The sequence below is a fragment of the Vibrio sp. 10N.286.48.F5 genome (assembly GCF_041469785.1).
GTDB classification, from domain to species: domain Bacteria; phylum Pseudomonadota; class Gammaproteobacteria; order Enterobacterales; family Vibrionaceae; genus Vibrio; species Vibrio crassostreae_C.
Window position 1 is genome coordinate 36954 of sequence record NZ_JBFRLG010000006.1, and the last position, 21025, is coordinate 57978.

The window sequence follows — 21025 nt, forward strand, 5'->3', positions numbered from 1 at the left end:
TAACAACAATGCAATTCAATGTCAGCTCATTAATACCTCCTCTAAGTTTATCTTCGTTTGTTAAACCTGTTACCCCAAACTAAAGCTTGTTCCTTGTTCCTTGTTCCTTGTTCCTTGTTCCTTGTTCCTTGTTCCTTGTTCCTTGTTCCTTGTTATCGCATCCCTGTACTCGTTAACGTCTTGATAATAAAAAAGCTCCCGATTTCTCAGAAGCTTTGATTTAGATTTTGATATCTGATGTGACTGCCCGATAAAGGCTCGTGCTTAGGATAGACTCTAACGTTGGAACAGCGTCTTTAAGCTCACATCGTCCGTTCTATTTAGCTTTAGGCTCAGTAGATAGCCACCAACACCGATCAGTGCGTAAATACCTAAAGATAAAATCGGCGCTTCTGCAATCGCACTTAATGGGTTGCTTGCTATGAGCACATTCATTGGCAATGACGCGATGAGAGATAGGAAGTCATTGATGCCATAGAACCCAAACACGGCGACAGAGAGGAACTTAATCGCATAGCTTGAGATGAAAATGACAAGCAGTGGAGAGTTTACCAGCTGCGAAATCGCTAGAGTGACGGTTGCCAGTGGCAATAAAACCAGTGCAACTAACATCATTCGTCCAAAAAACACGACCCAGTTGCTCAGCACATAAAACAGAGATTGCTGCTCAACTAATAGCGCCAGTTGTTGTTCACTTGAGACGTTCAATATCCAGAATAGAAAATCTGCGAACAGTACTAACAATGCACAGATAGCCGGAATAACCACTAAACCGAAGCCGAGTTTCACGCCGTGAGTCATTGCGTTAGATACCGGCATACTTCTCCAAAACATCGAACTGCCTTCTTGGCGCTCTTTACGCAGCGTTTTAGGGATATATAGCGTCGACAGGATCAGTGAAATAAGGCCCGCGCCAAAGTAGATCACTGAGTTGAGATCTTGTGCGAACTCTCTGTGGATGTCGCTCACGTCACCGTTCACTTGCATTTCAAAGAAAAACTCATGTTGTGCTGCGCCATTAAAGAACAGACCAACGAACAGTAAGAAACCACATAACGCGACAAACAGAGGCAATCGAGTGTTAACTTTGTGCTCGATGAGTTCTTTTTCTAGCATGTAAAAACTTGGATGCATTATGCCTTCTCCGTCTGTGTTGCAAGGAATAGATCTGCGAGACCAACGTTATAGATGTTACCCTGTGATTCAACCTGCGCTTTGTATTGACCTTCCAATAACCACTTAGTCGTTCCTAGCCCTGATTGTGAGGTCAGTGGGTTGAGTTTCTGAATCTCGCTTGAATGGTTGTTTGCGACTTCAATAATGAAATAGTCGCTCTCGATGTCTTCCATGCTTTTTTGCAGTACACAATGACCTTGCTTCAAAATCAGTACATCCGTTAATAGGTGTTCAATTTCTGAAACCTCATGGCTTGCAATGATCATGGCGCGTTCGCCGTCGTGGAACCATTCTAGTAGGTGGCGATAAAAAGTATCGCGATACAGCAAATCTAAGCCCAGTGTAGGCTCATCTAAGATCAACACTTGAGTGTCAGTCGCGATGATGATCGCAAGGTGAAGTTGTACTTTCATCCCTTTAGAAAGCTGCTTGATAGTAGAAGACAACTTAATATTGGTGCTGCTTAACGTCTGTTCTGCTTTTTGCTTGTTGAAGCTAGGGTGCACACCTTGTGTGTATCGAAGCAGTTGTTTAACCGTCATCCACTCTGGTAACACGTTAACATCTGAGATGTACGACAAGTGCTGCATGAGCTCTGCGTGCTGGTGGATAGGGTGGTAGCCGTTTACTTCAATCTCACCTTGATAGTTGTGTCCACCAAGCAGTGATTTGATCAGAGTCGATTTACCCGCGCCATTGTGGCCAAGCAGACCAAGTACTTGCCCTGGCTTTAACTCAAAGCTGATGTTTTCGACACCCACTTGATTTGAATAGGTTTTGGTTACGTTTTTCACGGAAAGTAAAGTACTCATGACTTGTCCTTTATATGTTGTGCTAGCTGTTTCACGAGTTCTTCGACACTCATATCAATGATGCCTAGCGTCTCAGCGATGGCTGGGATCTGTGTGTTGATGAATGATTGGTGTGCAGACTCTTTCAATTTTTGAAGTGCCCCTTCGGCCACATACATGCCTTGGCCGCGTTTTTTCTCTACCAAGCCTTCATCCACCAGTAACTGGTAGCTTTTCATGACAGTAAGGTGGTTGATCTTGAGATCGGCGGCAACCGCACGCACAGAGGGCAATGCTTGTAGCTCTAGCCAAACACCCTGAAGAATTTGGTCACTGATCTTGGCGGCAAGCTGCCTAAAGATCGGCTGGTCGTCTTTCCATTCGGTCATAATTAAAACTGCATGGTGATATACATGTGTATAACACTAACCTATTTATTCGAGTTGGCAAGGATTTTATGAAAGTGCATCGGGTATTTTTATGTTTAGATAAAGCACGTTTGGTGGGGAGGGCACTTGAAGCCTACATCCTTGTGGGCTCTCAAGCAGCTGTATAAGCGATGATTATTTGAATAGGGAATGGTTGCTGATCAAGATTTCTATTAGGCTGGGCCTATTGCTCCTTTGAGTCATTAGGCCGGCTATATAGGTAACCTTGATGTAAGTTGTAGCCTAACTGACACAAGATATATTGCTGCCTACGCGTCTCGACACCTTCATAAATCATTGTGATATTTGATAGGCGTCCAATCTCCGAGATATTGAGCAATACACCCTGATGATGCTCTCCTGACTCGATATCCTTAACAAAGCAACGATCCAGTTTTAGATAGGCCGGAGAGATAACATTGATGATTTCGATGTTGTTATTGCCCGTACCAAAGTCATCCAGAGCGATAGTGATACCAAGCTTTTTGATATCCTTAATGTTATCGATAACCTCACACCCATAGCCAATGTTCGAATATTCAGTAATCTCTACGACAAACTCATTCGCTTCCATCGCGGCTAAATGCTCTCTGAGCCTTGCGAAGTTCGACCCTACCAAAGCACTCGGACACACGTTGACACCATAGATCTCATGGCTGTTGTTTAACTTCGCTTTTCTGACTGTCTCGATGAGTAAAATAGTATGAAAGGTGAGTAAATTGGTGCGTCTCATGGTGTTGATGAAGCTTAAAACGCCAACGTTACGCACACGAGATAACAACTCGTAGTAGAGAACGCAGTTGTCTTCGGTGTTGATGATCGGCTCTTCTTCAAAGGAGATGTGTTTCCAACGAAACAGGTAGATCACGAAACCCAGAATATAGGAGCGATAAAGCAGGGTGGCGAGTATCAGAGAAAGCGCAATCCATAGTGCAACAATGTCGTCACTGTAGAAGGTGATGGTTGCACCCGTTGGTAGGGAGGTTTGATAGATAGATTTACTCTCTTCGCCAAGGTTTAAGATGTGGTAACCATTCTTCTGGATGGAAATCGAATCGACTAATAGAGGCAATAGTGAGTTCTTGTATCGAGCTTCGATAGATCGTTTAGATATTCGAGCAACCATCTCAATGTCGTGCTCGGTATCCATGAAGCGTGAATAGGCAAAGTCAGCACTATCGTAGAAGTCGTCTAATTGATTGAGCTCTATCATCTTAGAACGTGTTTTAGAGATATAGCAGGAGTCATAAGGTGTGGTCATGACGACAGAATCAAGGTTGAGCGAGTGCCTTAGCGAGTGCACAGCCCCGTGGCTATCGCAACCGTAGTCCATGACTTCTGCGGCAATGTGTTTGGTGTTCTCACTGTATTCATTCGCAATCTTCGTCGTATAAAGGATTTGGGAAAAGTAGACAACGAATAGGAAAAAGGAAGAGATGGTGAACACGGCTATCAGAGCCTTAATCAGCTCTCGATGATAGGTGTTGAACATCAGTTTCAACATCTCGAACTGGCTGGGCTTGAACTGGTTGATGTCGTACTTAGGTGCGATACGGTTGGTTGAGCTTTTATCGAGATCGATAAAGTAACCTACCTTATAAAGGTTAGAGATAAGTTCGCTATTATTATCTACCTTCGCTTTCTTACATAAGCTTCGATATTTCTTTCTTATAGAAGCAATAATATTTTTTAACGCGTATAAGCTAAACTCTTCGTCAAAGTGTAATTTAAAAGATTCTTCAACATCTCGTGCAGATTGAGGGTTTGATATTGACGAGTGTTCAATAAGGTATTTGAAAACAAAACTCTCTTTACTATTAAGAGTTTCCTCTGATATCTTATTACTGTCTCTTTTTATGTATATTTTTTCTTCATTGTAGATTAGTTGCAAGCTCTCATTATTGTTATTTATATTGAAAGAACAGTGCATAGCTTAACTCCTAAGCGATAGTTATTATATTTGTGTGATGGATATGTGATGGCTGGGATTTTCATTCAACACAAGAGTTCGATCTAAATAATATAACCAAAATGTCACCATTTTATCTCAAGATGTTGATACTAATCGCAGAATTTGGGCTTTAATGAAAGGTTATGGAGATGTTCACCCAAAAGTTGAATTTATAAATGAAAGCCAATGATTTACAAGGGGTAAGGGGGATTTATCCATTTGTTTTGGTATTTATCCATTTCACAGCTTCTACGCGGTAGGTTTAGCGACTGGATTTAGAGGTTTCTAATGTAGCTTCTGATGGTATTTATTCGGTTTATCGATGTGTGAGATTTATCAGAATTTTTCATGATAAAATTAAATTATGTCATTTTATGTGATATTAATATAATTTAATTGAGACATGATTTTAGTAATTGAATTATATGGCTAGATGATGGCATTGATAATATTGTATTTTGAGTTTTCTTTATTTGTATTATTACGTCTTATTAAATAATGAAATTTTTAGGTGGGAAGTTTTAGATAGCACGAGGATGCTATTTTATTTATATATTTATACCTATCTATTTACGAAAGGTGTTTAACCAAAATACTGTTGATATCTATATCAGACATGCACCTATGTAGATCTTTACAGTCCAATTATAAAAAATAAGATATGAATTAAGTTCATGTTATAACGTAAACAGCACTTAAAGATGTAAGTAGCAACAACTTAACCCTATTCGTATTATTTTTGAACAAATTTATCGTAACCACATGATATTCAAAGAACTGTCTCGATGGCTTAGCTCTAACTTCTGAATGAGTAAAATCGTTGAATATTTAACATGCGCCATCAAGTACGACGATTTGAGGTTCTTTTTCTGGTTGATAGAGTACCTGACAAAAGTCACCTTCAGGTGAATAGGTGTAGTTATCTGCGTCAAAAGAGATAGCAGCTACTCTTTCGGCATTGCTGCCAGGATCGACTTCTTTGTTGATCACGTGAAGCTCTGTTCTGTCGATATTGAGCAGTCTTCTTAGTGAATCCACATAAGCTATTGGGTAACCATGACAGACGTAGTAGGTTTCAATTTCCGTTTTTTCTACATAGTTGCACTCTCCCTCAACGCCAGCAATCGCAGACTTGGCGTAGATCATATCGATACCGGTACGTAGGTTACCAGCCACATCATGTATTTTACTCGCCCGAGCACTTCCTTGAACGTCTAAGAACTTGACCATAGCTGTCGCCGAAACGATCGCTAAAATTAATACAGAGATGATGAGTTCTAAAAGAGTGAAGCCGTTTTGTCTGTTCATGGTTACCGATTATTTGCTCTGCTAAAGGGACGGAATGAGGGTAATCTAAATACCAAAGTCATTACAGTTAGTGGGTATAATGGTTTGGTGTTTTATTGTGTGAATTTCTAAGTAATTTTCTTTATAAACAATAGCTTAATTATTTCCTCTTACTGTTAAACGCTATGTAAGCATACGTAAGCGTACACACCCACAGCAGCCGATTGTTTAGGAAGCATTCAAACGACTTAATTTATTGATAAATAAGTCTTTAATTGTAGGATTGTCGACCATTCAAAAACTGACTTTCGACTTCATTTGAGGGAATTGGTTTACTAAATAAAAATCCCTGAAGATACTGGTATCCACAATCGATTAAGAACGCTTTTTGCGTTTCGGTTTCGACACCTTCAGCAACCACTTTTAGCCCCAATTTTTCACAGATAGCATGGGTGGCTTGGACAATCGCTTTGCTCCCTTTGTGTGAACCGTGGACGAAGCTTTTATCGAGTTTCACGGTGCTAATCGGTAAGTCATGCAACATCGACAGTGACGAGTAGCCTGTGCCAAAGTCATCAAGGTGAAGCTCTACGCCCAATTTAGAAATATCGCTTAACGCTTGCCTGACTTCACCATGCTTGAAGATCATGGAAGATTCGGTGATCTCAAGGGCGATGCTTTGAGGTTGGATATTGTAGAAGTTCAACATTGCTAATAGCTGCTCGGCAAAGGTCGCGTGCATCTGAATACTCGAAATATTGATACTCATCATCAACTCACTATCAAACTCACGTTGCCATATCGATAGCTGTTTGAGTGCAGAGTTCAGAACCCATTTCCCGAGCGGTACAATCTGCCCCGTCTCCTCCGCTAAGCTAATAAACTCATCAGGGCCTATGTTACCTAGCTCTTTGTCTGACCATCGAAGCAAGGCTTCAAACCCTTTCACCTTGTCGCTGTTGGTGTTCATGATCGGTTGGTAGTGAAGGTTGAGATCGTCGTTTTCTATGGCGCGTGCCAGTCGATGGCGGATCTCTACTTTGCGATGCAGGGTTTGTGCTAAGTCTGGGGTAAACGTTTGGAAGCGGTTTCGACCATTCGCTTTTGCAAGATGCATCGCCATACCCGCTTGCTTTAGCAATGTTTCTTGGTCAACCGCGTTATCAGGGAAATGCGCGGTACCTATGCTGCAACCGACAGATAAACTGCCGATGCCTCTGATATGGAAACTTCGGTTTAAGGCATCAATGATGCGAGAGCAAAGTAGTGGGATATTTTGATTTCGGCAGGTGTGGGCAATCACAATGAATTCGTCGCCACCAAATCGCCCTATCATGCATTTCTCATCAACCAACTGTTTAAGGCGTTCACCAACCCGTTTGAGTAGTTGGTCTCCGACAGTGTGCCCATAAGTGTCATTAACTAATTTGAAGCCATCAAGGTCGACAAACATCAATTCAAACGGTGAGCGATAGGCAATGCTGGTTTCTAGAAGGTTGCTGATCCCACGGCGATTATAAAGCTCCGTTAAACAGTCGTGTTCTGCGTTGTATCTGGCTTTTATCAGCTTCTCTTTTTGCTTTGTTGTACAGGCTAGGTTTAGCAGCAGTTCGCTTTTATCAAAGAGCCACTTTCCTTGCACATCAAAATGGTGTGCTCTGAAGGAGGAAACCTTGATAAACCAAGGCGCACCGGTTGTTGGTTCTCTATTCTGTAAACGTGTATGTACAAAAGTGATTACTATGTTTTGCGTACGGTAAATGTAGGGCTCTGATTCCAATATTGATGATCTATGACCAGTATATATACTGCCTTCGCTTTTAATAAATACTGGTGATAGGAATGTCGAAAACCAAAGTGCTCATTGTTGAAGATGACCAAGAGATAGCTCGTCTAACGACGCTTTACCTCGAAGCTGAAGGTTACAATGTTAGCGTTGTTCATGAAGGGAACTTGGCACTTGAAGCGATCCGTAGTATTGAACCTGATTTAGTGCTGTTGGACTTGATGCTTCCAGGGATGAGCGGCGCGCAAATTTGCCGTCAAGCCCGTGAGTTTTACAATGGAATGATTTTAGTGCTAACGGCTTCCGCCGATGAAATGAGCGAGGTCAGCTTGTTTAAATTTGGTGCGGACGATTACGTTGCCAAACCGATTCGTGGCCATGCCTTGTTAGCGCGAATTGAAGCGTTATTGCGTCGAGCGACTCCCGTAAAAACTGCGCAAGAAACTACGGCTGAAAAACAGTGCGATATTGTAATCAACAGCTCTGCTCAAAGTGCCACGCTCTACGGCCAAAACCTCAAGCTTACTTCTGCTGAATTTGAAATCTTAAACCTTCTCGTTAATAACATCTGTCAGGTCGTGACTCGAGACCAGTGCTGTCAGTTATTTAGAGGGATAGATTACGCGTTCAACGACCGCTCGATTGATATGCGCGTGTCTGGGTTACGCCGAAAGCTGCGCATTCACGCAAAAGACAAACAGTTGATTCGTACGGTTCGCAACAAGGGGTACATGCTGGTTGCGTAAGTTCATTGCTACGAAGCTTCGCTCGGTTTCGATGTTTGCTCGCTTATACCTTGGGATTGTGACTGGGATGTCGGCAACGATATTTTTGTTCTTGAACCTTGGTGAGGGGCACATGCGACGCACCGAGATCGAAACCTTCCTCAATGATGGCATCTACTTTGCGGAGCAGTATGTTCGTCAACACAATCAAGAAAACTCACTCTATAAAGAGCTCGATAGAACAGGCTACCAACAATTTTATATCTTCAATTTACGCCTGTTGGAGAATTGGTCGGGCGAGGCGCCTTGCCAACAATGTGAGTTATACACAACCTTAAACGGTGTGCCGATATATCTAAGTGATGACAACCTCTATTCGACCGTGTTTCAGCTACCAAACTCTAAATTCAGTTTTGGGTTCAGTGAGGTAGGGGACTTTTTCTCTCCTGACATTGAATGGTACGAAGACTCAGAACGACACTTTTTGTTAGGGCTGTTGTTGGCTGTGATTGTGGCGATTGGAGTAAGTGTTTACTTACCTGTGAGGCGTTTTCAAGAAAGAATAGAGTTGCTCGTCGAGAAGCAGAAACAGTTTGGTAAGGGCAAGCTTAGTACTCGATCTGACATGGACGACATCCATCCTGTTTCTGATTTGGCCAGCAGTTTTAACTTCATGGCTGAAGAGATCGAAAGCAAAGTAAAACAAAGTCATATTTTCGCTCAAGCTATCCCACACGAAGTACGAACTCCGCTAAGTCGTATTCAACTGGCGACCGATATCCTAAGAAGGGGAGCCCCCGATAATCATCAGGTTCTTTTCGATGACATTGATACCTACATTGAGGATATCAACGAGCTCACGTCAGAAATCATCATGCTGTCGAAGTTGAATGTCATGGATAACTCTTTCTTTGAGCTCGTTAAAGTGACCTCCGATCTTCGTGAGTATTGCCTAGACAGAATTCGTTACTCGAAACTAGACAATGCCACCTTTGAATCTAAGGTACAGCTAGAGTGCAATATTAAGTGTGATTGCTCAATGGCACGCTTGGTGTTCGATAACGTTCTCAAGAATGCGGGTAATTACACACAAGACAAAGTGTGGATGACGCTGGATGAGAACTCAGAAAACTGGCTGGTGGTGATTGAAGACAATGGTTCTGGAATACCAGAGAATAGGCGTGATGAGGTATTCCTTCCGTTCTCTCGACTAGACTCAAGCAGAACGTCGACCAACGGTGGATTGGGGTTGGGCCTCGCGATTGCTCTATCGGCGGCTAAAAAACTTTCTTGGGATATCAAAATCGACGACAGCAACCATGGTGGTGCCAAGTTCAGTATCGTGATTCCTAAGATCGCATAAACTGTAGCTTTAAGAACTCTTCAGGCTCGTCAAATAACAAAGCCACCGACTAATACCGTGGCTTTTTCATATTCCGATTTACAAGCTAGTGACTTCTTAGTTACTACTGCCTAGAGCCTAGAGCCTAGAGCCTAGAGCCTAGAGCCTAGAGCCTAGAGCTTAGAGCTTAGAGCTTAGAGCGATGAAGGCCATAAATAGCGTGGTCAATGATGCGACCATTCAAGTTTTCGTTACGCGTGATGATACCTTCTAACGTGAAATGTAAGCGCTCACAAACCTTACGGCTGCTTTGGTTACCGGTTGCGGCTGATATCTCTACCTTTTCCATATCTAACTCATTGAAAGCAATATCAATCAGCTTCTGGACAACGCGCGTCACAATCCCCTTTCCTTGGTATGTCTCAGATAACCAATAACCTATCGTCACCTTTTGCTTATCATGATCAATAGTATTGAAACTGCAGTTACCGACGACCTTGTCTTGATACACGATCGCACAGGTCATGCTTTTCCCTTCCGCATAATCGTGTAGCGAGCGTTGGATGAAGATCCTAAAGTCTTGCTCGGTTTTACAATGTGGCGGCCACACGAGCCATTGGCTTAGGTACTCATTCTGGTTTTGTGAGATGTCCGCGTAGTGAGAAGCGAAGCTCTCTTCAACCAATGCGATGGAGAGTTCGTTGTCGATAACCGTTTTAAACATGTCTTTCCTTTTCTTATGGCTGCTTATTTAAGCGAATCTTAGTCGGCAGGCTATAATGTCGCATGATTTTTAATATGCAACCATTTGTAGCACGGATTTTTCGTGATACGTTGGTTCTATCACGAAACTCATTAAACCTTACAATAGTTGTGTATATAATCAATTAGCTATGCATTAGTATTAGCGGCCTAAATATATAAAAAATATAAAAATGCTAGGCTTAAATAATGAATCAACATTGCCAGGACGTGACCGTGGACTTAAGGAAGGCTCTATTCGGTATTGCTAAGGCGCTTGATAACGTCGGTTTCGAAAGTAAAAATCATGGACAGAGAGTGGGCTATATCGCGTATCGATGTGCTCTGAGTGTGGGGTGGGAAGAAGAGCAAGCGCAGCTCGCGTTTTCGTTAGGCTTGATTCACGACTGTGGTGTCTCGCAAATTAATGAACAGCTCAGTTTAACGTCTGGGTTTGTACCTGACTCAAGCTATCACCATTGTCAAAAGGGCTACCAAATCTTAAAAGAGTGCCCAGTTCTTTCTATATTTGCTAAGCCGGTTCTTTATCACCATACTCCGTGGTCTGAGCTAAGGGCTATTCATATCAGCGAGTTAGAAAGAGAACTAGCTGCCATCGTGATGCTTGCCGATAGAGTCGATTATCTATACGGCATAACCTCTTCTGATCGTTATGGAAACCTAACACCAGATGGCAAAGCGAGCATCATTGAACGTTTGACTGAACAAGCGGATGAGATGTTCGAAACCAACCTTGTGCAACACATGTGCGAGTTGGTTGATTTGGATGACTTCTGGTTTTCTATGGAGATTCCATACATCGAGAACATGAGGGATAACTTTGAACCTGTGCCATTTTTCTCCCAGCAAATGTCGCTGGATGAGACGGTGGCCTTTGCCGAGTTTATCGCCAATGTTGTTGATACCAAAAGTTCGTTTACCTTTAAGCACTCTTTAAAGGTTGGGCAGCTTTCAGAATACCTCGCCAAACAGCTGGGTTATTCCTACACCACTCAGCGCAAACTCTATCTGGCTGGGTTAGTCCATGATATCGGTAAACTGCAAACCCCTAATGACATTCTGCATAAGCCGGATTTACTCACTGAAGAAGAGTATTGCTGTATTAAACGCCATGCAACGGACACTCGATTCGCATTGCAGGAGTTGTTCAGTTCACCTCAGGTTTGTCAGTGGGCATCTAATCACCATGAAAGGTTAGATGGTTCGGGTTACCCAATGGGAAAAACGGCGGAAGAGTTGGATCAACCCAGTCGAATTGTTGCTGTGGTGGATGTGTTTCAAGCGCTAACTCAGTCTCGACCTTATCGTGGAGGCATGACGTTAGAAGAGACTCTCGCTATTTTGAGGGACCACGTTGATAACTTTAAGTTGGATCGAGAAGTGTTTGAGTGCCTTAATAAACACGCGCAATATTGCTTTGAATTATCGACAGACAAACGAATGTACGCGTTTTAACGCCACTGAATGCTTTCGAGGTGTGACGCCTAAACTCATACTCGGTCGAAATGACTAAACACCAGAAACAGAAAAGCGATAGCCGAGGCTATCGCTTTTTTTAATGGGGGCTTATCAGGATTTTTAGATCGAGATTAGTATCGCTTTAAGATCTCGATGATCGCTTGCTCAGTTTCCGCTGCGATGATGGCATCAATGTCATTATCATTTTGGAACAACTCTGATAGCGCCATAATCGTATGGATGTGGCTATCTGAGTCCATCGCTGCCAGAGTAATCGAAAGGTAAACGTCACCGTTGTCTTCTGACTCTAAATCAACACCCTTTTTGAATACCGTTACTTGCAGTGATGCTTCGTTCACACCATCTTCAGGGCGAGCATGAGGCATCGCAATTTTTGGTGCCAGAACATAGTACGCGCCGATGTCCTTGTGCTTTTGCTTGATAGCTTGAACATAATCTGTTCATTTCATAACGTTCCGTTACAAACCCTTGTTATTGACTGATGACTCAATAAATTTAACCCGATGTGTGAGCGAATTTATATAAATAACAATTATGTAAAATATTGATTTTATGAATGTTTACTCATTAAGTCGATTTTTGTTAGAACAGCCTATTCAAAACAATAAGATAGGTAAATCTATGAAAAAACTCGTCAGTTTACTGCTCGCTGCAGTATCGTTAGGGCTTTCTGGTTGTGCAACGGTATTAACAGCAGAACAAAGTGCGCCTCAACTCAATGAAGTTCCACAGGAAAAAGCGTTGACCGTCGCTGTAATCGATAAGAGACCATACGTTCTCGATCATGATAAAGAGCCAAAATTTGAGGGAATTATTCGCAGTTCGTTAGGTATTCCTTATACCTACAACACGGCGACACAGCAGCCAATGTCTCAATTTTTGACTGACAGATTGGTCGCAGGCTTGAAAAAACAGCAAGTAGCTGTTGAGTCGGTTGAGACGACGCCTGAAGAGGATATCACCAAGGTTGCTGAGCAGATGAAAGCATTCGACAACAAATCGATGATGTTTGTCTTGAATGAGTGGAAGTATGACTTCCACGCATTTACGGATAACTCTTGGTACAACGTTAATGTGATTATCTATGATGAAGCTGGTAATAAGCTACTCAGCAAAAATTTCCAAGGCGAGAATGATGTACCTGATGGTGGTGCAATCATCAATGAGATGCAACTGATCTACAAACAGCGTTTTGAAGAGATATTCCGAGATGCTGAAGTGAAAAGTGCCCTGCTAAACTAGTTATTCCCACTTTGATCTCATATTTTGAAAAAGCCACACTCTGTGGCTTTTTGTTTTAATGATGTTTTTTTTTGCATTATTTCTTGCTGGGAAAATGAATTATTGCGAGAAGTAGTTCGATTTGTACGCTTTATGACCGCGCGATCGTTTGCGTCAAAAAATGTGATGAAAGTCTCACTTAACTGTTTATACTTCTCTTCCGGTTTTAAGCCGGTGCTTAACCAATACAAGCCGTCACATGGATATGTGAATGACCCCACGGACCGGACCAGCTACGTTCCACTGCTTGTATAAGGTGATTTTTTACATGAACAACTCGTTGTTACATTCGCTAACCCTGTTAGCTCCTTCATCGCGTAGCGTTTTGCTTGCGGTTCTTTGTCCTGTTCCTTTGATGTCATTTGCTTGGCTCATGTTCACTCTTTAAGGATTACTAGGACACATTATGAATATTCTATTTGGTTTTGTCGGTGTTCTTGCACTGATTGCTTGCGCGTACCTGTTATCTGAAAGTCGTTCTTCAATTAACTGGAAAACGGTCTCTCGTGCACTATTACTTCAAATCGGTTTTGCAGCCTTAGTATTGTATTTCCCTTGGGGACAACTGGCGTTAACAAGCCTAAGCAATGGCGTTTCGAGTTTGCTTGGTTTTGCAGACGTTGGTATCGCTTTCCTATTTGGTGATCTGGCTACTGAAGGTTTCATTTTCGCGATTCGCGTACTTCCAATCATTATCTTCTTCAGTGCTTTGATCTCTGCGCTCTATTATTTAGGCGTTATGCAGAAAGTGATTCAAATCTTGGGCGGAGCGGTGCAAAAACTGCTGGGTACAAGTAAAGCTGAATCTCTGGTTGCTACAGGTAATATCTTCCTTTCTCAGGGTGAGTCTCCTCTTCTTATTCGTCCCTTTTTAAAGTCTATGACTCGTTCGGAACTGTTTGCTGTAATGGCAGGTGGTATGGCGTCGGTAGCGGGTAGTGTACTTGGTGGTTATGCTGGCCTTGGTGTTGAGCTTAAATACCTTATCGCTGCAAGCTTTATGGCGGCTCCGGGCAGTCTGTTAATGGCGAAGATCATTGTTCCTGAGCGCAGCACACCAAGTGATTACGACCATATCGAACTAGATAAAGCTGACCAAAGCAACGTGATTGATGCATTGGCAAGCGGCGCGATGAACGGTATGAAGGTTGCGGTAGCGGTTGGTACTATGTTGGTTGCATTCGTGAGTGTGATTGCGATGGTCAACACTGGCCTAGAAAGCCTAGGTGAAACGTTCGGTTTTGCGGGTATTACGCTACAAGCTATCTTTGGTTACCTGTTCTCGCCTCTTGCATGGCTGATCGGTATCCCAAGTGACGAAGTATTGATGGCGGGTTCTTACATCGGTCAGAAGATCGTTATGAACGAGTTTGTTGCTTTCATCGACTTCGTTGAGAACAAAGCTCTGTTATCTGAACACAGCCAAGTGATCGTGACTTTTGCTCTATGTGGCTTTGCTAACATTGGTTCTATCGCGATTCAGTTAGGTTCAATCGGTGTTATGGCACCAGAGCGCCGTGCTGAAGTTGCAAACTTAGGTTTGAAAGCTGTAGCTGCTGGTACGCTAGCAAACCTAATGAGTGCATGCTTAGCGGGTATTTTCATCCTGCTTTAAGCTAGATTCAGTTAAAGCGGACACCTTGCTTACGGAGTTAACGTAAGGAGGGTGTCCGCTTTTTTGTGCCTGTTAATCAGGCGAAATCGGGTTTTGGCCGTCGACTGTGATTTGTCTATAGTGAGTAAAAGCTCACTCGGAAGAGTAATAGAGCCAGTTCCTTTTATCCGATATACTTGAATATCATCAGGTTGCGATTAATAACATTCGGCTTCGATTAAGAACATTCGATTTCGATTGAGAATATTCGGTTCCGACTAAGCATATCCGCTTTCGATTAGGAACAATGGCAACCAAGCTAAATTAATCAAGGGTCTCTCCATGAACATTCGCGTTCTCATCGGTCTTATTGTTACCTTCATTGGCTTGTTTTCGATGGTTTACCTAATTGCTGGCGGCGCTCAGTTTCCTATCTACCAGTGGCCAAAAGAGGCTTATCTCGGTTTGGTGTTCAGCGTCGTGTGGGGGGCTGGTGTTGCAGCGTCTGTAGCGTATTTCTTCTCGGCATTGGTGTTTGTCACTGTCGCCGTGGTTTGCTATGCGATCGGTTATAAAATCGGTGGGCTCTTTTCTTCAAGTTCTAAAGTTTAATCTTATCAAGGTGTGCTGATGTTCATTGAAGTAGGACTGATTTGAATGCACTGGCGTGATCGTTTTAAGGTGTATTGGTATCACCGAAAACAGACTAACCGCTCGAATGGCGACAAGGCCAAAGCTCTCGGTTGGACTAGTGAAGAGAGTCAATTGTGTCGCTTTGAAGTAATCGCTCGTGCGGCGGACTTCGAAAAGAAGAGTGTTTTAGATTTGGGTTGCGGCTATGGCGAGCTGTTTGAACTGCTCGACAGCATCTATCGTATTCAATCTTATACCGGCGTTGACCAACACGCAGGCTTTCTTAAGAAGGCGAAGCAAAACTACACAGAAGATCGTTGTCAGTTTTTGGCGGGTGATATGAGCAAAATGAACCTTGAGGCGCACGACATTGTCATCGCTAGTGGTTCACTGAACTACATCTCTCGTGATTCTGATTATCTGACAAACATGATTACTCGCATGTATGAACTGGCGAATCAGACGGTGATTTTTAATCTTCTCAACTCAAGCCAGTATCCTTCGCGTAATACCTTGATGAGTTATCACCCTCAAGGTGTCTATCGTTTCTGTAAAACGCTCTGCGATGATGTCTCTTTAACGGAGGGCTACGCAGAAGGGGATTTTACGATAGTGATGAACAAAGCCGTGTCAGGAGCTTGATGTCGTCTTTGTTTTTATCTTTACGCAGGTTTTGATATTAACAACTTTTGATACGAGTACTGACGTAGTAAACAGCAAAAAGCCGCAGCCTTGAAAGGTATGCGGCTTTTTGGGTTCTATGACCAACCTAGGCTAGGTATGCTGCTAGTTCTTCGGTGGTTGGTTTTTAATAAGTCCGTAAGGGATGTTAGTAAATACCTTAGGGTTGCCTTCATAGGTCGGCGCTTCATTCACTTGCTGCCAATCGAGTAGCATGATTGCTAGCACATTGCGGTGTTCACCGTACTCAAGATCAAAATCACCAGTGATAGAAGGGATCATGCCTTGTTTCTCATCGATAGAAGCTTGAATCGCGAGTCGAGTTTTCTCTAGAACTGGGTCATCTTCTAAACCTGCCAGTAAGAAGGTCAATCCAACCTCAGCAATCACATCTTCTTTCGCACGCAACAGAATCGTATCGATGTTTTCTCTGAAGTAATCGTAGACCCATTGATGATCTTGCTCGCTCACTTGATGCTGATAGTACTCGGAATCGCCAAAGATGACGTGTGTCATGCCGTAGAGTTTGTTGCCAAATTGCTGACTTGAAAGCTTCTTATCTTCATCGTCTGGGTACGCTTTTTTGAAGGTTTCGACAAACTCATCAACGACATCTTGTTCACCCAGTTGGCGCAGCCAGTAGACTTGATTGGCGAGTTGAGCCGCCCACGCTTTCACCATGTCTTCATTGGTCACGTATCGTGAGAAGTCATAGCGACGAATGATTTCGCGTAGCTTGGCATCGTTCTTGTGTTCTAAACCGTATTCGTTAGCACGAGCCATAGAGCCTAGAAGGTCAACACCAAGGTAAAGGTATTCAGGCATGTGCTTGGTGATGTTGTAGCGTCGAATACTGCGCTCATCGTTATCACCAATATAAGATGCAACTCGCTTCTCTGAGTAGAGTGCGATTTGTTCCATGGTTTGAACGTCATTCGACAGGGTGCTGAGCTTGCTTGCCACTCGAGCCATGTCGCTCCACACCGCCGCTGAATACTTATCGTCTAATGTTTGACGATACATGCGCAGCCCGTAGTGACCTTCTTTGAATGCAGGCAGGGTGTAAAGCTGGCTTTCGTAGGTGGTGCGAATTAGGTCTGCAGATTGCTTGAAAGATTGTTCTTGAGAATTGAGCAAATCTGCTTGGGATTGAACGTTCACTGCGGTTGGCGCTTGAACGTTTTCTTGTGCGTGAACGGCAACCGAGGCTGATAGCAATGTACACAGTGTGATAGTTTTTAACTTCATGTCGTGAGGTACCAAGCTGATTATTAGTCTATGTAAAATAACATTGATGAATCCTTTAATGTAAGCGTTGAGTCAATACAATGTAAGCTTTATAAGGTTCACTAACCCTTTTTGATTAAACCATTCGTTTAGTAAAGAAGTTTGAAGTGATGGATCACTCAATATTTGATAGATAGTCGACGTCAGTATGGATTTTTAATGACTTAGCGGCATACTGGGGCAATAAGCCAGAAATGAGCCGTTATAAGGCAGTATATAGAACAATAGTGTTAGAGGTTCGTAAATGCCAAGTGGTTCTAGCAAGCAGTGGTCTGCCAGAGTAGTAGCTTTTCTTTTTTTTCTTGCGATAGTAAGCGCAATTGAGTTCTTTCATGCCAAGCAATTAACTTTTCTTAAAAACGAATCGTATTCAGAGGCAAAAAAGCAACTATCCATTATTCGTTCTCGGATTGAAGCCGCGATCGTGTCAGATATGTATATCCTCAATAATTTCTCGACCTTAGTGACCATCAACCCCGATGGAGAGGTAAAAAATTGGGATAAGATTGCAGAGAATATCATTCAAGATGGCTTCCATATTCGACTTATCGGACTCGCCAAAGACGACATTCTAAATTTTGTTTACCCGATGGAAGGTAATGAGCAGATTCTCGGTATTAATTATCGTGATCACCCAAATCAATGGGAGTCTGTTGAGATAGCCCGTAATTTTGGCAACACCTTTATTGCTGGTCCTTTTGAGCTGTTTCAAGGTGGGCAAGCCCTTATTACACGTACTCCGATCTTCCGAGATCCGCCTTTTAATCAAGATTATTGGGGTGTCTCCAGTGCTGTTATCGGTTTAGATGAGCTGTTTGAAGATGTTGGAATCGGCAAGATAGAGAACAAGTATGAATTAGCAATTCGTGGTGCAAACAGTTCAGGGAAAGATGGCGCTGTCTTTTATGGTACTCAGGATGTGTTCGATAATGCGTTTGCCACTGAACAGGTGAGTTTTCCATACGGGGGTTGGTACCTTGCTCTCTCCGGTAACGAACATGTATTGATGGATGAGCCTTGGTATCGCATCCAAGCGGTAAGGCTGGTGGGCTACTCCATAATATTAGTGCTGGCGTTTGCTTTCTTTACTATTTATCGCCTTTACCGCATTGCAGATAGCCGCTCTATGCATGATGAGTTAACGATGTTGCCGAATCGTCGATACTTCATGTATAGCCTCAAGCAGGCCTTCAAAACCACTCAAAAACAGAGAGCGAGAACCTTTGCTGTTGTAAATATCGACCTCGATGGGTTTAAAGCAATCAACGACACTTATGGTCACGCGGCAGGCGATCAGGTATTGATCGAGTGTGCTAACCGCATAAGAAGTGAGCTGCGTGTTTCAGATATCGTCGCAAGGATAGGCGGTGATGAGTTCTTGGTCTTGTTGCCACGCATTATCGATGATCAACACGTATCGTCGATCGTGACTAAACTACGAAAGGCGATATGCTCGGCACCAGTTGTGTACGACGCGCACTCTATTTATCTCAGAATCAGTGTGGGTTGGGTTATTCACAATAACAACTACAATGATGTCGATGCGCTCTTAAAAGCCGCTGATGAAAAAATGTACGAACAGAAGCGACAAGTTATCTAGGTTGAATTTTAGCTGCGATTAGAATTTAGTTGCTGAATGGGGGGAAAAGCCTCAGAATACCGCGCTTTGCTCCGTATCAATGTATTTGATGAGCAAAAGCTGAAGCAACGCACTTTTTAACGTGTTGCTCATACTAAATGTTATTCAACTGAGAAAATAATCTATGAGTTTTACCTCCCTTGGCCTTTCTGAACCGATCCTTAAAGCTATTGAAGCACAAGGTTACGATAAGCCATCACCAATACAAGAGAAAGCCGTGCCAGCTGTCCTAACGGGCAAAGATGTTATGGCCGCTGCTCAAACAGGTACAGGTAAAACTGCAGGCTTCACGCTACCTATTCTTGAAATGTTATCGAAAGGTACTCGCGTACGTCAGAACCAAGTTCGTGCGCTCGTGCTAACGCCAACTCGTGAGCTTGCTGCGCAAGTGAATGGCAGCGTAGTGAAGTACGGTATTAACTTACCGCTGACTTCGACGGTAGTGTTTGGTGGTGTGAAGATTAACCCTCAGATGCAAAAACTGCGTAAAGGTAGTGACGTGTTGGTGGCAACACCTGGTCGTCTACTTGACCTATACAACCAAAATGCAGTGCGTTTTGACCAACTAGAAATCCTAGTGCTAGATGAAGCGGACCGCATGCTAGACATGGGTTTCATCCGCGATATTCGTAAGATCTTAGCTTTCTTGCCTAAGAAGCGTCAGAACCTACTGTTCTCAGCGACGTTCTCTGATGATATCCGCAGTTTAGCGAAAGGCTTAGTGAACAATCCTGTTGAGATTTCAGTAAGCCCTGCAAACTCGACGGCAAAAACGGTTGAGCAAAGCATCTACCCAGTAGACAAAAAGAAAAAGAGCGCAATGCTAGCGAAGCTAATCAAAGATAACGATTGGCAACAAGTGTTGGTGTTCAGCAAGACGAAACACGGTGCGAACAAGCTTGCTCGCTTCCTTGAAGAGCAAGACATCACTGCTGCACCTATCCATGGTAACAAGAGCCAAGGTGCACGTACTAAAGCCTTAGAGAACTTTAAAACAGGTAAGGTACGAGTACTTGTTGCAACTGATATCGCCGCTCGTGGTATCGATATCCCGCAACTGCCTCAAGTAGTTAACTTCGATCTTCCTCATGTATCAGAAGACTATGTACACCGTATCGGTCGTACTGGCCGTGCAGGTGAAGTAGGTAAAGCGATTTCATTGGTTTGTGCTGATGAAGTGGGTGAGCTGTTCGGTATTGAACGCCTGATTCAACAAGTGCTAGAGCGTCGTGAACTGGAAGGTTTCTCTCCAGTAAATAAGTTACCTGAGTCTCGCTTGGATTCACGTCCAATCAAGCCTAAGAAACCGAAGAAAGCAAAACAGCCACGTGAACATGCTGATGGTCAACGCTCTGGTGATAACGCTCGCGGGCACAAGCCAGCAGGTAAGAACAAGCGTCATGTAGCTGGTAATGGTTCGGCTCCAAAGCGTAAGCCGACATCTGGTAAGAAACCTGCTGAAAACAACTCAGCTGCGACAACTGAAGATAAATCAGTAAGAAACAACGGCAGCAACTTTAAACGCGGTAGTGCGGGCAATAAACCTGCTGCAAATAACGCAGGTGCTCAGAACACTCTGAGCAAACCAAGCGGTGCGGGTAAATCTAACGGTACTGGTAAGCCAAACAACGCGGGTAAACCTGCAGGCAAACCTAAGAAGTCTGGTTACGGCGGTAGCTACGGCCCAAGCAAGTCGTCAAATAAGCCGACAAACAACAAACCTTCGACAAACAAACCGTCTCGAAGCCGTTCTAAGCCAGCTCCTCAGAAGTAATCTTTTCTGAGATATTGAAAGAGCAACGAACATGAGTCGCTTTATAAAAAGGCGTCTCGTGGGTTAAGTTCTTTCTGTCATTGAAATCGAATAAGCGCGAATATTGAATCTCAATGTTCGCGTTTTTTTATGGGCGCTGTTTGGGGTATTGTTGATGTTGAGTAGCCGTTTATGTTGAGTAACCTAGGGGAGGTTTATTGCTGTTTAAAGTGATTGAATCTAAGGGAAATATGACATTTTTGGGAAGGGTAATGAATCTTTAATTATTCATTAATAATAACATAATCACTAGCGTTTTTGTTGAATTTTGCAATTTGCAATTCCAGTTTGCAAAACAAACAAGGATATCCGGCCGATACGTGTCCAGATGCGTAGTAAATACGTGTTTTAAAAGTTGGCACGCATGCTG

At 43.1% G+C, this 21025-nt stretch carries 16 protein-coding genes and 2 pseudogenes; 9 read left to right on the forward strand and 9 right to left on the reverse strand.

Translation table 11 applies throughout. From position 1 onward, the window contains the following. Positions 1-276: 276 nt before the first annotated feature. From AB4185_RS06130 to AB4185_RS06155, 6 genes and pseudogenes are all read right to left on the reverse strand, one after another. A complete protein-coding gene (locus tag AB4185_RS06130) occupies positions 277-1134 on the reverse strand; it encodes a hypothetical protein (protein ID WP_017083226.1) in 858 nt (285 codons plus the stop codon). Next, the gene (locus AB4185_RS06135) at positions 1134-1988 is read right to left on the reverse strand and encodes an ABC transporter ATP-binding protein (protein WP_102331994.1); all 855 of its coding nucleotides are present in this window, start codon (positions 1986-1988) and stop codon (positions 1134-1136) included. The genes AB4185_RS06130 and AB4185_RS06135 overlap by 1 nt, the downstream gene beginning before the upstream one ends. Then, the gene (locus tag AB4185_RS06140) at positions 1985-2356 is read right to left on the reverse strand and encodes a GntR family transcriptional regulator (protein WP_102331995.1); all 372 of its coding nucleotides are present in this window, start codon (positions 2354-2356) and stop codon (positions 1985-1987) included. Before AB4185_RS06140 ends, AB4185_RS06135 begins: the two co-directional genes overlap by 4 nt. A 223-nt stretch (positions 2357-2579) precedes the next feature. Then, the gene (locus AB4185_RS06145) at positions 2580-4325 is read right to left on the reverse strand and encodes an EAL domain-containing protein (protein WP_017066680.1); all 1746 of its coding nucleotides are present in this window, start codon (positions 4323-4325) and stop codon (positions 2580-2582) included. An 849-nt stretch (positions 4326-5174) separates the two neighbouring features. Further along, positions 5175-5654, reverse strand: coding sequence for a type II secretion system protein (locus AB4185_RS06150; protein WP_102331996.1), 480 nt, complete (start codon positions 5652-5654; stop codon positions 5175-5177). A gap of 250 nt (positions 5655-5904) precedes the next feature. Continuing rightward, positions 5905-7293, reverse strand: a pseudogene (locus tag AB4185_RS06155) (putative bifunctional diguanylate cyclase/phosphodiesterase); the annotation flags it as partial. A gap of 182 nt (positions 7294-7475) precedes the next feature. Here AB4185_RS06155 and AB4185_RS06160 point away from each other — a divergent pair. Both AB4185_RS06160 and AB4185_RS06165 read left to right on the forward strand, forming a co-directional pair. Further along, on the forward strand, positions 7476-8165 hold the full coding sequence (locus tag AB4185_RS06160; protein WP_017060591.1) for a response regulator transcription factor: 690 nt from the start codon (positions 7476-7478) through the stop codon (positions 8163-8165). Further along, positions 8158-9507 carry a sensor histidine kinase KdpD gene (locus AB4185_RS06165; protein WP_102331998.1) on the forward strand — a complete coding sequence of 450 codons (1350 nt, stop codon included), beginning with the start codon at positions 8158-8160 and terminating at the stop codon, positions 9505-9507. The genes AB4185_RS06160 and AB4185_RS06165 overlap by 8 nt, the downstream gene beginning before the upstream one ends. Positions 9508-9673: 166 nt before the next feature. Here AB4185_RS06165 and AB4185_RS06170 read toward each other — a convergent pair whose 3' ends face one another. Further along, positions 9674-10210 (reverse strand): GNAT family N-acetyltransferase, encoded by a 537-nt coding sequence (locus AB4185_RS06170; protein ID WP_102331999.1) that lies wholly within the window; start codon positions 10208-10210, stop codon positions 9674-9676. Positions 10211-10437: 227 nt separating this feature from the next. Here AB4185_RS06170 and AB4185_RS06175 point away from each other — a divergent pair, with 227 nt between their 5' ends. Further along, complete coding sequence (locus AB4185_RS06175; protein ID WP_372135137.1) at positions 10438-11703, forward strand: HD-GYP domain-containing protein; 1266 nt, start codon at positions 10438-10440, stop codon at positions 11701-11703. Positions 11704-11837: 134 nt separating this feature from the next. Here the strand turns inward: AB4185_RS06175 and AB4185_RS06180 are convergent. After that, positions 11838-12161 (reverse strand): annotated as a pseudogene (locus AB4185_RS06180) (PTS sugar transporter subunit IIA); the annotation flags it as partial. A gap of 187 nt (positions 12162-12348) precedes the next feature. Here AB4185_RS06180 and AB4185_RS06185 point away from each other — a divergent pair. The 4 genes from AB4185_RS06185 (at position 12349) to AB4185_RS06200 (ending at position 15877) form a co-directional block, all read left to right on the forward strand. After that, positions 12349-12969 (forward strand): hypothetical protein, encoded by a 621-nt coding sequence (locus AB4185_RS06185; RefSeq protein WP_017060596.1) that lies wholly within the window; start codon positions 12349-12351, stop codon positions 12967-12969. A 445-nt stretch (positions 12970-13414) separates the two neighbouring features. After that, entirely contained in the window at positions 13415-14623 is a 1209-nt protein-coding gene (locus AB4185_RS06190; protein ID WP_102320600.1) for a NupC/NupG family nucleoside CNT transporter, read from the forward strand. Between the two features lie 321 nt (positions 14624-14944). Next, positions 14945-15214, forward strand: coding sequence for a hypothetical protein (locus AB4185_RS06195; protein WP_372125956.1), 270 nt, complete (start codon positions 14945-14947; stop codon positions 15212-15214). 45 nt (positions 15215-15259) lie between these two features. Beyond that, a complete protein-coding gene (locus AB4185_RS06200; RefSeq protein ID WP_372135139.1) occupies positions 15260-15877 on the forward strand; it encodes a class I SAM-dependent methyltransferase in 618 nt (205 codons plus the stop codon). Between the two features lie 144 nt (positions 15878-16021). On the opposite strand, the gene AB4185_RS06205 is transcribed toward AB4185_RS06200, so the two are convergent. Further along, positions 16022-17164: a DUF3541 domain-containing protein gene (locus tag AB4185_RS06205; RefSeq protein WP_372135141.1), complete on the reverse strand. Its 1143-nt coding sequence runs from the start codon at positions 17162-17164 to the stop codon at positions 16022-16024. A gap of 283 nt (positions 17165-17447) precedes the next feature. On the opposite strand from AB4185_RS06205, the gene AB4185_RS06210 reads away from it, so the two are divergent. Together AB4185_RS06210 and AB4185_RS06215 are read left to right on the forward strand one after the other, a co-directional pair. Beyond that, the gene (locus tag AB4185_RS06210; RefSeq protein WP_017066497.1) at positions 17448-18803 is read left to right on the forward strand and encodes a diguanylate cyclase; all 1356 of its coding nucleotides are present in this window, start codon (positions 17448-17450) and stop codon (positions 18801-18803) included. A 163-nt stretch (positions 18804-18966) separates the two neighbouring features. Continuing rightward, positions 18967-20616: a DEAD/DEAH box helicase gene (locus AB4185_RS06215; protein ID WP_372107142.1), complete on the forward strand. Its 1650-nt coding sequence runs from the start codon at positions 18967-18969 to the stop codon at positions 20614-20616. Positions 20617-21025 lie beyond the last annotated feature (409 nt).